We start from the raw sequence: 12277 nt of genomic DNA on the forward strand, positions 1-12277 counted from the left end.
TACCCGTCACGCTAGGCGGTCACACAGCTCGTTGGGAGGTTCTGCCGGAGCCTCCCCTGGTTCACTCGCCGGACACCACCCGGCCGGGCCGCTCTCGCCCAGCGAAGAAGCCAGCGCGAAACCCGCCAGCCAGGAACCGATCGCGGTCCCGAAGTTGAACGCCGCCGTGCTCAATCCCGACGCGAGGGTGGGTGCGTCCCGGCCGAACCGCACGGCGAGCGAGATCAGCACCGGATTCGCGGTCATCCCGGTGAACCCGAGCACAGCAACGAGAATCACGGCGAACAACGGTCGTCCGGAAAGGACACACAGCGCGACCAGCACGACCGCGGTCGTGATCGCCGCCACGATGGTCGTCACCGGCCAGCGCACCCACCGCGAACCCGGCCAGTACCAGCGGCACGAACCCGTCCGCGATCCCGGCTCGTTCGGTGAGCAACGGCGAGATGAAGCTGTAGGTCGCCAGAACGCTCCCCGTGGTGGTCGCACATGCCGCCAACGCCAGCCACAACCGGCCCGAGCCGACCGCCGCGAACTCCGATTCGACCGACGAGGCCTGAAGATCCGGGCCGTCGTGCGGAACAGCGCGCCGCACCAGCGGCACGGCCAGCATCGCGAGCACGGCTAAGGCCCAGAACGGGCCACGCCAGCCCACCAACTGCCCGGCGAAGGGCACCCAGGGGAACACCGACGACATTCGCCAGCATGCCACCCCCGAGTACCACGCCCAGCGCCCGTGAACCGGCGGCGGGCCCGACAGCGCGCGTGGCCACCACAGCGGCCACCGCCCAGAAAGCCCCCGTGGCCAAGGCACTCAGGAACCGGGCGACCAGCAACACGGTGAAGCTCGAACCGAGCGCCACGACCACGTGCGTGGCGGCGAACGCCAGCAGGGCCAGCACCAGCGTCCGCCGATGAGGCAGCCGCCGCGTCGCGACCGCCATCGTGGGCGGGCCGACGATCATGCCCAACGCGAACGCCGTGATCAGCAGCCCCGCGTGCGCGACGCTCACGCCGAGGTCGTGGGCCAGCTCCGGCAGCAGACCCGCGATGACGAACTCGGTGGTCCCCATGAGGAACGTCCCAGCACCGAGAACGTAAGTCAGCCAGGGTAACCGGACCGTCTTCTGGTCGAAAGTAGTCACGGAACCGAAGCCAGGAGCCGCATCGTCCACTTGGGAGGGCTCGGCTCGCCCCTCAGTCCCGGGCGGAGACCAGCCCTTCGGTCGCCGCCCAGGTGGACAGCAGCTGGAGTCGCTCGGCCGACGGTGTATCCGGGGCGGCGGCGTACGCGGTGAGAGTGAGCCCGGCATCCGCCGTGAGGTCCATCGCTTCGAAGTTCAGGGTCAGCTCGCCGACGACGGGATGGCGGAAGGATTTCGTTCCGGTGCGGTGCAGGCGGACGTCGTGCGCGGCCCATCGGACCCGGAAGTCCTCGCTGCGCGTGCACAGTTCCCCGACGAGGTCGGTCAGGTCCCGGTTGTGCGGGTCTCGGCCGGCTTCGGTGCGCAGGATCGCCACCGAGGTGTGACAGGACTTGTCGTAGTCGGGAAAGTAGTCGTGCGCGGCCGGGTCCAGGAAACCGAACCGGGCCAGGTTCGGCGGGGTGGCGCCGCTGGGCCGGGTCGGGCTGTCGAACACGGGTGAATACAGCGCGCGGCCGAGCAGGTTGGTAGCGAGGATGTCCAAGCGGCCGTTGCGGATGAACGCGGCCGTGGTGGTCATGCTGTCCAGGATCTGGTGCACCACCGGGCGCACGCGCTGCGGCGGCCGACGCCGCTGGCCGGAGGCGTTTTGCGGGCGGCCTGTCGCGTTCGCGGCGCGGGCGAGGTCGAACAGGTAGACCCGCTCTGCCTCGTCGAGCTGCAGGGCGCCGGCGATGGCGTCGAGCACGCTGTCGGAGACGCCGGCCAGATTGCCCTTCTCCACCCGCGTGTAGTAATCGGCCGAAACACCGGCCAGCATCGCGACTTCTTCACGCCTTAAGCCGGGGACACGGCGATTGCCGCCGTAATGGCTCAGCCCGGCCTGCTCGGGCGTGATCTTGGCCCGCCGGGTGACCAGGAAGTCACGGACCTCGGAATTCTTCGCGCTCACACCGTCCACGGTACGACGGCCCCAGCGGGCGAGAGGGGTTCTGTCGTGACCCGGATAGACGCGACCTCCCGCGCGGGCGCGAACGGAGGTTTCCTCGTGACGTGACCACATCCGACACCACCGCAGCCTCGATCGCGCGCGGGCTCGCCAGCGCATCGGGCTCCTCGTGGCATTCCGGTTCGCGCAAGGTTCGGCCGCCGCAGTGGTGATGCCCTCGTCGATGGCGCTGGTCGCGTAGGCGTAGTCGGCGCGATCGAAGCCGGAGCGATCGGCTTCGGAGTGGCGGGGCTGGGTACCCGCCACTAGAAAACAATGCAAGGAGAAGGGGATCTCCCATGAGTGACAAGGAACCGTCCGGCGCCGAAAAGCTGTTCGGCGATTTCGCGCCCGCGCTGGTGCATTTCACCGACGACGTTCTCTTCGGCGAGGTGTGGACGCGCACCGAACTCACACCGAAGGAACGCAGTCTCGTCACGGTCACCGCGTTGGCCACCAACGGCAACACCGAGCAGCTCGACTTCCACCTCCGCCTCGCCAAGGAGAACGGCAACACCGAGACCGAGCTGATCGAGGCACTGACACACCTGGCCTTCTACGCGGGCTGGCCGCAAGCGATGTCCGCGATGGCCGTCGCCAAAAAAGTCTTTCGCAGCTGACTTCACAGAGACAGGAGAATCCACAATGGACATCACCCCCGTGGCCGACACCGCGAAAGCACCGGCCGCCAACTTCACCGGCGACGTCTACGTCACGGCGATCAAGAAACCCGAGCCGCCGTCACGTCTGGTGGCGTCGCTGGTCCGGTTCACCCCGGGCGCGCGTACCAACTGGCACTCCCACGTCAACGGCCAGACGCTGCACGTCACCGAAGGCGCCGGGCTCGTCGCCAGCCGGGACGGCACCGTCATCCGCATGCGCGCCGGCGACACCGTGTGGACCCCACCCGGCGAAGAACACTGGCACGGCGGCACCGGCAGCACCTGTATGAGCCACATCGCCATGCTCGAAGGCCCCGAGGAAGGTGGCGATGGCACCACGTGGCTCGAACCCGTCACCGACGAGCAATACACCGCCGCGAACGCCTCCTGAACACCTTCAGCGAGCGACGTAACCGCCGTCGACAGGCAGCGCGACGCCAACGACGAAACCGGCTCCGGGAGTGTCGATCGTGCCGAGGCAGACGGCGTTGCCGCGGATGCCGCGCGGCGCGTATTCGAGCGCGGTGCTGGTGGTCAGGCCGATCACACCGTGCTTCGAGGCCTGGTAGGAGGCGCGGCCCGGGATGCCGACGAGCCCGCCGAGTGAAGAGTAGTTGACGATCGCTCCGCTGGCTTGGGGCCACATGTGCCGCAGTTCGTGCTTCCTGCAGGCCCAGACGCCACGGAGGTCGATCGCGTTGACGCGGTCGAACCGCTCGGCCGGCCATCCGCGGCGTCGCTGGGCGGGATCTGGATTCCCGCGTTGTTATAGGCCGCGTCGAGCCCGGTCGAAGCTCTCGACCGTGCGATCGACCGCCGCGGCGACCTGGTCCACTGTCGACCGACCACGAGCGGCCGCCACCATCGCTCATCCTCCTCAGAGCATAGAAAATATTAGCGATGATGCATAATCTTTCCTCAACCAGCTATGGTGTGCCGGGCGATGCAGCTCACCACTGCCGAGAGAGGAGTCCACGCGATGAGGTCCAGTGCCGCGGTGCTCATGGAGGTCCCCGGTAAGTGGGAGGTCACCGACGTCGAGGTCGACGACCCAATGGCCGGTGAAGTCCTCCTCCGCCACGTGGCGGCGGGGTTGTGCCACTCCGACGAACACCACGCCACCGGGGACGTCGGCGAGGATCACCTTCCCTACTGCGGCGGCCACGAGGGTGGCTCGGTGGTCGAGGCAGTCGGGCCCGGCGTCACCCTGGTCCGGCCCGGCGACCATGTGGTCACAACGTTCATCCCCGGGTGCGGCCGGTGCCGGCCCTGCGCGGTGGGCAGGCAGAACCTGTGTGACAACGGTGCATTCATGGCCGCGGGCGCCATGCTGGACGGCACCTACCGCATGCACCGGCAAGGGCGCGATGTCGCGCAAGCCTGCTTCCTCGGCACCTTCTCGCAGTACAGCGTTGTGCCGGAACGCTGCTGCATCCGGATCGACCCGGACATCCCGCTGCAGGCGGCCGCCCTGCTCGGCTGCGGGGTGCCGACCGGCTGGGGTTCGGCCGTCAACGCGGGCGGGGTGTCGCCAGGGGACGTCGTGATCGTCATGGGCATCGGCGGTATCGGCATGAGTGCCGTCCAAGGCGCCCGGCACGCCGGAGCGTCCCGGATCATCGGCGTGGACCCCCTGCCCTTCCGGCGCACGAGCGCACCGGGGTTCGGGGCGACCGACGCCGTCGAGACGATGGCGGAGGCCACCGACCTCGCCCGGTCGCTGACCAACGGCCAGGGCGCGGACGTCGCGATCGTCACCACGAGCGTCCTGCGGCCGGAGTACCTCGCGCAGGCTCTCGACGCCGTACGGAAGGCAGGCACCGTCGTGGCGACCGCGGTGCCGCCCAAAAACCCCGGCCCCACCCCGCTGGCGCTGACCGGATTCCCCTACTTCCAGAAGCGCGTCCAAGGGTGTCTCTATGGCGCCATGTCGCCCGCCGAGGCCGTTCCTCTGCTCCTGGACCTCTACCGCTCGGGCCGGCTCAAGCTGGAGGAAATGGTCACCCGGACCTTCAGCCTGGACGAGATCAACGATGGCTGGGCGGCGATGTATGAGGGGACGACCATTCGCGGGGTCGTGCTGCACGACACCTGACCGCCCTTGCCGGATCGGAGGCGATGGTGGCCCCTCGCGGAGAGTCGATGATCGAGCGGGTGACACGCGTGCTCGAGGTGTTCAAATCCGGCGCGGGTCCGCTCACCGCTTCGGAGATCGCCCGCCAGGCCGGCATCCCCGGCCCGTCCGCGCACCGGATCGTCGCCGAGTTGACGCAGACAGGTGTGCTGGACCGGGACTCCGATCGCCGGGTGCGGATCGGCATGAAGCTGTGGGAGATCGTCGCCCGCTCGTCGGGTGTGTTCACGCTGCGCGAGGCCGCGGTGCCCTACATGGAAGACCTGCGCTCGGTGGTGGACGCGCCGACGCTGCTCTGCGTCCTCGACCATGACGACGTGCTCAACGTGGCGACGCTTCCCGCACGCCGCCCGGTCGCGACCAATGTGACCCAGCCTGGAATCCGGCTGCCCGTGCTGGCCTCCTCCCCCGGCATTGTCCTGACCGCCTTCTCCACGCCGGAAGTGCGGGACCGCATCCTCGCCACGGCCCGGATCACCCGCTTCACGGCGGAGACCGTCGTAGAGCGGCGGGACCTCGTCCGCATCGTGCAGGAGGTCCGGCGGACCGGCCATGTCATCGCGCGGTCCTGGATGTCGCCGGACGCCGTGGGCATGGCCGTACCGGTGCTCGCCGGGGACGGCACGGCGCTGGCCGCGCTATCGGTGACCACTCCGTCGAACACACGCACGCAGTCGAGCCTGCTCCCGGCGTTGTACACCACCGCGCGCGGGATCGGGCGCGCGTTCCTGGCCGGGAGCGCACCCGCCGATCCGCAGTTGACGATCCTGTTGCACCGCATACGGATCGCCACCGACAAGCCCTGAAACCCCAGCGGTCAGACATGCTCGCGGACCGGGTGCCCGGCACCAGCCGGTGCTTCCGCGATCGCCCGCGTCCGGGACCACAGTGTGAAGCCCGCGACAGCGGACACCAGTACGACAGCGGCGGCCATCCAGTACATCGTCTGCGCGGAGAGCGCCGCCATCACCGCGCCAACCACGACCGGGACGAGGATGGTGCCGACGCGGCTGACGCCCATCAGCGCGCCTTGGGCACGGGTCCGGATTACCGTCGGATACAGGCGCGCGCAGGAGGCCACGTACGCGGACAGCGCGGCCTGCATGGTGACGCCGATCGCCGCGGCGGCGACAACCGCGCCGCCGCCGGTGATCGTCAGCGCGAATCCCCCCGCGGCCACCGCTCCCACACCCGTGCAGGCCCAGACGACGGCCGTACTGCTTACGCGGGTGGAGAGCAGGACGAAGACGAAGCCGCCGCCGAGGGAACCCATGCTCAGCACTGTCCCCATCAATGTGCCGCGCTCCGCGCTGCCGCTGACCGTCGAGACGAGCTGCGGGGTCCAACTGGTCGTGAAGTACCAGGCCGCGGCGGCCGTGCTGTAGCCCAGCCACAACAACAGCGTCCGGCCCCGGAAGCTCTTGGAAAGCACCCCGACCTTCGCATCGGTGGCGACGGGTTCGGCAAGCGGCCGCTCCGCCAGGTCGACACCCGCCAGCCCGAGCCGGGACACGACGTTGCCGAGGCGCCGCCTGGCTTCGGTGGTTTCACGGATCACGAGGTAGGCCGGGCTTTCCGGCAGGGCCGATGCGAGGACGAGCACCGCGGCGCTGATCAGCGCACCGCCCCAGAACAACGCCTGCCACGCGCCGCCGAACGTGGTGATGATGAACAGGCCTATGAGCCCGCCAATCGTGGAACCGATCGCGAAGCCGATCGCGACGAGTCCGACACACAGCCCCCGGCGTTCGGCCGAGGAGAACTCGTCGCCCAGGGTCAGTGCGACCGGTGTCAGGGTGCCGGCACCCGCGCCGGCGAGGAGCCGGGCGATCAACATCCACTCCACCGACGGCGAGAGGGCGGTGGCGGCGAGCGCGAGGACCGAGAGCAGCAGGCCGCACATGACCATCCGTTTCCGTCCGATGCGGTCGGCCAACGGCGCGAGCAGCGTCGCACCGAGCCCCATCCCCAGGAAGCCGAAGCTGATCAGCAAGCCCTTCTGCGTGCCTGTCGCGAACCCCGGCGGGAGATGCGGCAGCGCGTAGGACATGAGCATCAGGTCGAGGCCGTCGATGGTGTTGCACAGGACGCACAGGGCGACCGCGCACCATCGGGCCAGGCCCATCCGTGAGCTTCTCAGTGCGGTGATGACGTCCACGACGTGTCCTCTCGACCTTGAGAGTGGGAACGCACCGGGAACCGGCGCCAGAGCAGAAAATATATGCAGCATCAAACTTAATGAGCAATGCACTTCGGGCGATTCGGTTCTCGCCTACCGAGAAAGACCCTTTCCGATGGCGGCCGCGGCGGGCGAACCTCGTTCCGTTGCCGACCTTCTTCAGCAAAGGAGCTGACCAGACGTGACCGGACGACATCTCGACGCCCAGGCGCGCCGCATCGTCACCGGCGTCAACGCCGAGGGGCGTTCCTACGTCGAGAGCGACGAACTCACCCCGCATCGCCTTCCGAATCCGGGTAACACCAAATGCGACATCTGGCGGGTGCACGGCATTCCGGTGAAACTCACCGACGGCGACGGCATGACGGACGGCAAAGTCGTCACGGAACCCCCGTTCGGCGGCCTGATCTACCGCGTCGTCACCTTTCCCCCGGACTCCGAATGGGACCGTTCCCTCGGCTACGCGGACGCGACCGGACGGCTGCCCACCGGCAACCCTGGATTCGACGACGAGGGAATCCCCGGCCTCCACGTCACCGACACCGTCGACTTCCTCACCGTGATTTCCGGTGAGCTGTGGTGTGAACTGCAGGAGGGCGAGGTGCACCTGCGTCCCGGCGACACGATCGTCCAGCGGGGGACGAGACACTCATGGAGCAACCGCACCGACAAGACGACGACGATCGTTTCGGTGATGATGACCGGGCGGCGGTGACGAGCGACGTGAGCACCGAAATGTTCGAACGCGGCAAGCGTATCCGCGGCGAAGTCGTCGGCAGGGACGTCGTCGGGAAATCGCTTGAGGCCGCTGACGACTTCACCCGCCCGATCCAGGAACTGGTCACCGAATACTGCTGGGGCGCACTCTGGGGTAGGACCGAACTGGACCGGCGCAGCCGCAGCATCCTCAACATCGGCATGCTCGCCGTGTTGAACAAACCGGACGAACTGGCCGGGCACATCCGCGGGGCGATCGCCAATGGCCTCACCAAGGTCGAGATCCGCGAATGCCTGCTGCAGGTTGCGGTGTACGCGGGAATGCCGGCGGGCTTGTCGGCCACCAGGATCGCGCAGAAGGTGCTCGCCGAGTTCGACGACTGACCCGCCACTGCCCCGTCGCGGGAGAAAAGGAGTACACGTGACTGTCGGATTCGTCGGCCTTGGCCGGATGGGGCGTGGAATGGCGTCCCGGCTCGCCGCGGGCCAGGAAGACCTCGTCGTGTACGACCTGGCCCCGGATGCGACCGCGCCGTTGCGCGAGCGCGGAGCGCGGGTAGCCGCGAACGTCGGCGAGCTGACCCGGCACAGCGACGTCCTGTTCGCCTCGCTGCCCGGCCCGCCGGAGGTTGCGGCCTGCGTCTTCGGCGAGGACGGCGTGCTGGCCAACCTGCGGCCCGGCCAGGTCCTGTTCGACCTGTCCACCAGCTCGATCGCGCTCACCCGCCGGATCGACGCCGCGTTCGCCGAGCATGGGGCGGCCGTGATGGACGCTCCGGTCAGTGGCGGGCCCACGGGAGCCGCGTCCGGTGACCTCGTCACCTGGGTCGGCGGGCCGCGGGAAGTCTTCGACGCGCACCGGAAAACCCTGGAGCTGTTCTCGACACCGCACTACGTCGGTGGCCTGACCACCGGCACCGTCACCAAACTCGCCCACAACATGACCGGCTATCTGTTCCTGCTGTCGCTGGCGGAAACGTTCTCGCTGGGCGTGAAGGCAGGCGCCGATCCACTCGAGCTGTGGAAGGCCCTGCGGCTCGGGGTGGTGGGCAAGCAGCCCGCGACCAACATGCTGGTCAAGCAGTTCTTGCCCGGCGAGTACGAAACGCCCGCGTTCCTGATGAAGCTGGCGCACAAGGACGTCTCACTCGCTACCCAGCTCGGTCGCGAGCTCGGGGTGCCCATGCGGCTGTCGAACCTGACCCTGGAAGAGATGACCGAGGCGCTGGCGCGCGGGTTCGGTGACCAGGACTCGCGGTCCTATCTCAAACTCCAGCTGGAACGGGCAGGCGTCGAGATCGCGGTCGATCCCGACGAACTCGCCCGTGCCATCAAGGAAAGGCCGTGAGGAAGTCGGAAGATGGGAAAGATGGATGGCAAGGTCGCCCTCATCACCTGTGGAGCACGCGGGCAGGGAAGTGCGCATGCGCTCCTGCTGGCGGAAGTCGTATGTGGGCTTCATGGTCTCCCATTTTCGGGCTCGGAAAAGTGCTGGTGAGCCCGCTCAATCCGGCATCGGTTCGGCGTAGTGGCGGAAACCGTCTCGCTTCCGATGGATGTCCAGCAGGCGTCCCGCAAGGACGTCCGGGCTGCTGTGCTCGGCCTCGGGCCTGATCGCTCCGGGCACGATCAACTGGGCGACGTGGATGTTCTCCGGAGCGAGCGCGTCGTGGAGCATGCGTGCGTAAGCGCTCTCCGCCGCGAACGCGACGGAAGTCCCGGCGCGATCAGGATTCGGGCGGACGGCGCTGGCCCCGTTGACGAACAACACCGTGCCACGCCCCACCTCTCGCATGCCCGGCAGCACGGCGCTGACGCACGTGACTGGTCCTTTCACGGAAAAGCCCAACGGCGCATCGAGGTCGCCGGCGGTCGTGTCGACGACCGGCTTCATGAAATCCGCGCGAGGAACCGGGCTGTACTGGAGAATCTCGACAGGCCCGGCAACTTCAGCGGCCGCCTCGAGCGCCGCAGTGAGCGAGGCGGGCTCGAGCACGTCCGCGGGAAAGCCGTGCGCCTCGACACCGTCGCCGGTGAGCGCGGTCGTCAGCTCGTCCAGGTGCTGGGCGCTGCGGGAAATCAGGGCGACGGAGTGGCCGGCGGCACCGAAGCGCCTCGCGGTGGCGAGCCCCAGACCGGGACCGGCCCCGATGAGTGCGAAAGTCGACATGGTTCTCAGCGAACCACAGCATCCCGGGGTCTGACAGGTCCTGCGAAAACCCCCACCGGCCGCTCTTCGCACGGGAGACCATGGGTGATCCCACCCACTGGGGGGCGGGATCACCCGGGGCGACGTTTAGTCCAAAGTAGACGTGTCGATGACGAAGCGGTACCGCACGTCTGAGGCGAGGACACGCTCGTACGCCTCGTTGATCCGGTCCGCGGAGATGATCTCGATCTCAGCTCCCAGCCCGTGCTCCGCGCAGAAGTCGAGCATCTCCTGTGTCTGTCCGATACCGCCGATCATCGAACCCGACAGGGACCTGCGGTTGGTCAGCAGCGGGAAGACGCCGAACCCAAGTGACTCCGCCGGGGCACCGACGAACGCCAGTGTGCCGCCCACCGCGAGTAGCGACAGGTACCGGTCGATGTCGAGCACCGCGCTGACGGTGTTGAGCACCAGGTCGAACGAGCCGGCCAGTGTCTCGAAGGTCGACTCGTCGCTGGTCGCGTAGTAGTGGTCGGCGCCGAGGCGCAGGCCGTCCTCACGCTTCTTCAGCGATTGCGACAGGACAGTCACTTCGGCGCCCATCGCATGGGCGATCTGGACCGCCATGTGCCCCAGGCCACCGAGCCCGACCACGGCGACCCGCTTGCCCGGTCCGGCGCCGTGCCGCCGCAACGGCGTGTAGGTGGTGATACCCGCGCACAGCAACGGCGCGGCAACCGCGAGGTCGAGCCCATCGGGGATCTTGAGCACGAAGTCCTCGGCGACGACGACGTGCGTCGAGTAGCCGCCCTGCGTGACGGTGCCGTCCCGGTCGATGCCGTCGTAGGTGGCCACCATGCCTTCGAGGCAGTACTGCTCTTCGCCGTTGCGGCAGCTGACGCACTTCCCGCACGAGTCGACCATGCAGCCGACGCCGACCCGGTCGCCCACCCGGTGCTTGGTGACCGCCGAACCGGTTTCCACGACCACCCCGGCGATCTCGTGCCCGGGGGCCAGCGGGTAATGCGCTTCACCCCACTCGCTGCGCACAGTGTGGATGTCGGAATGGCAGATGCCCGCGTACTCGATCTTGATCAGCACGTCGTGCGGCCCGACGTCCCGGCGCGTAATGGTCGTCTTGGCCAACGGCTCCGTCGCGGACGGGGCTGCGTAAGCATGGACAGTGAGCAAAACAACTCCACAGTGGATAGTCCGGTCGTCCGGCGAGACCTCTCGCCGCCACCGTCCAGTGGACATCCGGACCGGGGTGTCCTGGGAGGGTCTGTCAGTACTTGGCAGATCCACGAACAGCCCGACGACGGGTTGTCCCACCGCGGAGGCGAGGTACAAAGCCGTGACCAGCCAAGCGATTTCCGCCGCGCAGGCACCGAGCGACTGTCCGATCGGAACGAGCGCGACCGAAATCAGCGTCGCGTTGATGGGCTGGAGAACGGCGCTGGCGACCAGCGAAGTGATCAAACGCCCGCCGAGCCGGGCGCCCGGCGGGGCAACTACCTGCGACACCGTGGTCGTCACACTCCGCTGTGCCAATGGGCCCTTGGCTATCGTCGGCGCGCGGATGCAAGGTCGACGCGTCGGCGAGCACACGGAGCAGGGTGTCAGAGACCGACCATGGACATGCCCGCGTCGTTGCAACGGTTGCCGTGCACTCCGAGCGAACTCGCGAGAGTGTCGAGTTCGGCCAGTTCATCTGTGGACAGCGCGAGAGCGGTCGCGGCCACGTTCTCCTCCACGCGCTCGATGCGGCGGGTGCGGGGAATCGGGGCGATCCAGGGGTGTGGACATGTCCGCAGTGCCGGTGAGGAATCCCTTGCCCAGCGGGCGGAACGGAACGAATCCGATCCGCAGTTCCGCCAGGGCGGGCAGCACTTCCGGCTCGGGATCCCGGATCCACAGCGAGTACTCGCTCTGCACCGCGGTCACCGGGAAAGTGCCATGGCCCCGGCGAATCGTGTCCGCATCGGCCTCGGAGAGACCGAAATGGCACACCTTGCGTTCGGTGACGAACTCACCGACGGTGCCCACGACCTCCTCGATCGGCACGGCCGGGTCCACGCGGTGCTGGTAGAAGAGGCCGATGTGATCGGTGCGCAACCGGCGCAGCGAGGCCTCGGCCACTCGCCGGATCTGCTCCGGCCGGCTGTTCTCTCCCCGACCATGCGACCGTCCTGGATGTCCCAGCCGAACTTGGTGGCCAGGACGACCTGATCGCGGACGGGCTCGAGGGCTTCACCGACCAGGTCTTCGTTGGTGTAGGACACCGATCATGGCCTCGCGGTCAC

General features: G+C 68.1%; 15 protein-coding genes and 1 pseudogene. 7 read left to right on the top strand and 9 right to left on the bottom strand.

Features of this window, described 5'->3' with window-relative positions; all coding sequences use genetic code 11:
* Positions 1–6: 6 nt before the first annotated feature.
* Genes FPZ12_RS46350 through FPZ12_RS09720 form a run of 3 tightly spaced genes read right to left on the bottom strand, consistent with a single transcriptional unit; the run spans position 7 to position 2097 of the window.
* Positions 7–360: an MFS transporter gene (locus tag FPZ12_RS46350; RefSeq protein WP_243769765.1), complete on the bottom strand. Its 354-nt coding sequence runs from the start codon at positions 358–360 to the stop codon at positions 7–9.
* Positions 357–1145 (bottom strand): MFS transporter, encoded by a 789-nt coding sequence (locus FPZ12_RS46355; protein ID WP_243769766.1) that lies wholly within the window; start codon positions 1143–1145, stop codon positions 357–359. Before FPZ12_RS46355 ends, FPZ12_RS46350 begins: the two co-directional genes overlap by 4 nt.
* Positions 1146–1197: 52 nt before the next feature.
* Positions 1198–2097 carry a helix-turn-helix transcriptional regulator gene (locus FPZ12_RS09720; protein ID WP_144750761.1) on the bottom strand — a complete coding sequence of 300 codons (900 nt, stop codon included), beginning with the start codon at positions 2095–2097 and terminating at the stop codon, positions 1198–1200.
* A 335-nt stretch (positions 2098–2432) separates the two neighbouring features.
* On the opposite strand from FPZ12_RS09720, the gene FPZ12_RS09725 reads away from it, so the two are divergent.
* Positions 2433–2753, top strand: a complete 321-nt coding sequence (locus FPZ12_RS09725) for a carboxymuconolactone decarboxylase family protein (RefSeq protein ID WP_144750759.1) — start codon at positions 2433–2435, stop codon at positions 2751–2753.
* Between the two features lie 25 nt (positions 2754–2778).
* Positions 2779–3186, top strand: a complete 408-nt coding sequence (locus FPZ12_RS09730; protein ID WP_144750757.1) for a (R)-mandelonitrile lyase — start codon at positions 2779–2781, stop codon at positions 3184–3186.
* A gap of 6 nt (positions 3187–3192) precedes the next feature.
* Here FPZ12_RS09730 and FPZ12_RS45995 read toward each other — a convergent pair.
* Positions 3193–3507: pseudogene (locus FPZ12_RS45995) on the bottom strand (SDR family oxidoreductase); the annotation flags it as partial.
* Positions 3508–3774: 267 nt separating this feature from the next.
* On the opposite strand from FPZ12_RS45995, the gene FPZ12_RS09740 reads away from it, so the two are divergent.
* Both FPZ12_RS09740 and FPZ12_RS09745 read left to right on the top strand, forming a co-directional pair.
* Positions 3775–4890 (top strand): NDMA-dependent alcohol dehydrogenase, encoded by a 1116-nt coding sequence (locus FPZ12_RS09740; protein WP_150980255.1) that lies wholly within the window; start codon positions 3775–3777, stop codon positions 4888–4890.
* Positions 4891–4937: 47 nt separating this feature from the next.
* Positions 4938–5735 (top strand): IclR family transcriptional regulator, encoded by a 798-nt coding sequence (locus FPZ12_RS09745; RefSeq protein ID WP_144756228.1) that lies wholly within the window; start codon positions 4938–4940, stop codon positions 5733–5735.
* 11 nt (positions 5736–5746) lie between these two features.
* Here FPZ12_RS09745 and FPZ12_RS09750 read toward each other — a convergent pair whose 3' ends face one another.
* On the bottom strand, positions 5747–7087 hold the full coding sequence (locus FPZ12_RS09750) for an MFS transporter (protein WP_166462665.1): 1341 nt from the start codon (positions 7085–7087) through the stop codon (positions 5747–5749).
* A 202-nt stretch (positions 7088–7289) separates the two neighbouring features.
* On the opposite strand from FPZ12_RS09750, the gene FPZ12_RS09755 reads away from it, so the two are divergent.
* Genes FPZ12_RS09755 through FPZ12_RS09765 form a run of 3 tightly spaced genes read left to right on the top strand, consistent with a single transcriptional unit; the run spans position 7290 to position 9173 of the window.
* A complete protein-coding gene (locus tag FPZ12_RS09755; RefSeq protein WP_144756235.1) occupies positions 7290–7823 on the top strand; it encodes a cupin domain-containing protein in 534 nt (177 codons plus the stop codon).
* Positions 7824–7831: 8 nt separating this feature from the next.
* Positions 7832–8209 carry a carboxymuconolactone decarboxylase family protein gene (locus tag FPZ12_RS09760; RefSeq protein WP_144756238.1) on the top strand — a complete coding sequence of 126 codons (378 nt, stop codon included), beginning with the start codon at positions 7832–7834 and terminating at the stop codon, positions 8207–8209.
* Between the two features lie 37 nt (positions 8210–8246).
* Positions 8247–9173 (top strand): NAD(P)-dependent oxidoreductase, encoded by a 927-nt coding sequence (locus FPZ12_RS09765; RefSeq protein ID WP_166462655.1) that lies wholly within the window; start codon positions 8247–8249, stop codon positions 9171–9173.
* 156 nt (positions 9174–9329) lie between these two features.
* Here the strand turns inward: FPZ12_RS09765 and FPZ12_RS09775 are convergent, their stop codons facing one another.
* The 4 genes from FPZ12_RS09775 to FPZ12_RS09785 all read right to left on the bottom strand — a co-directional run bounded on the left by FPZ12_RS09775 (position 9330) and on the right by FPZ12_RS09785 (position 12113).
* Positions 9330–9995, bottom strand: coding sequence for an SDR family NAD(P)-dependent oxidoreductase (locus tag FPZ12_RS09775; protein WP_144756244.1), 666 nt, complete (start codon positions 9993–9995; stop codon positions 9330–9332).
* Between the two features lie 126 nt (positions 9996–10121).
* Positions 10122–11165: an NAD(P)-dependent alcohol dehydrogenase gene (locus tag FPZ12_RS09780; RefSeq protein ID WP_166462671.1), complete on the bottom strand. Its 1044-nt coding sequence runs from the start codon at positions 11163–11165 to the stop codon at positions 10122–10124.
* Between the two features lie 428 nt (positions 11166–11593).
* On the bottom strand, positions 11594–11716 hold the full coding sequence (locus tag FPZ12_RS46840) for a hypothetical protein (protein ID WP_279537780.1): 123 nt from the start codon (positions 11714–11716) through the stop codon (positions 11594–11596).
* The gene (locus FPZ12_RS09785; protein ID WP_243769767.1) at positions 11682–12113 is read right to left on the bottom strand and encodes an aldo/keto reductase; all 432 of its coding nucleotides are present in this window, start codon (positions 12111–12113) and stop codon (positions 11682–11684) included. Before FPZ12_RS09785 ends, FPZ12_RS46840 begins: the two co-directional genes overlap by 35 nt.
* Positions 12114–12277: the final 164 nt, after the last annotated feature.

The organism is Amycolatopsis acidicola (assembly GCF_007713735.2).
GTDB classification, from domain to species: Bacteria; Actinomycetota; Actinomycetes; order Mycobacteriales; family Pseudonocardiaceae; genus Amycolatopsis_E; species Amycolatopsis_E acidicola.

Bases quoted from the DNA above. Each gene is read 5' to 3' on its own strand.
- FPZ12_RS09725 (WP_144750759.1), top strand. From the start codon at position 2,433: ATGAGTGACAAGGAACCGTCCGGCGCCGAAAAGCTGTTCGGCGATTTC.
- FPZ12_RS09730 (WP_144750757.1), top strand. From the start codon at position 2,779: ATGGACATCACCCCCGTGGCCGACACCGCGAAAGCACCGGCCGCCAAC.
- FPZ12_RS09740 (WP_150980255.1), top strand. From the start codon at position 3,775: ATGAGGTCCAGTGCCGCGGTGCTCATGGAGGTCCCCGGTAAGTGGGAG.
- FPZ12_RS09745 (WP_144756228.1), top strand. From the start codon at position 4,938: ATGATCGAGCGGGTGACACGCGTGCTCGAGGTGTTCAAATCCGGCGCG.
- FPZ12_RS09775 (WP_144756244.1), bottom strand. From the start codon at position 9,995: ATGTCGACTTTCGCACTCATCGGGGCCGGTCCCGGTCTGGGGCTCGCC.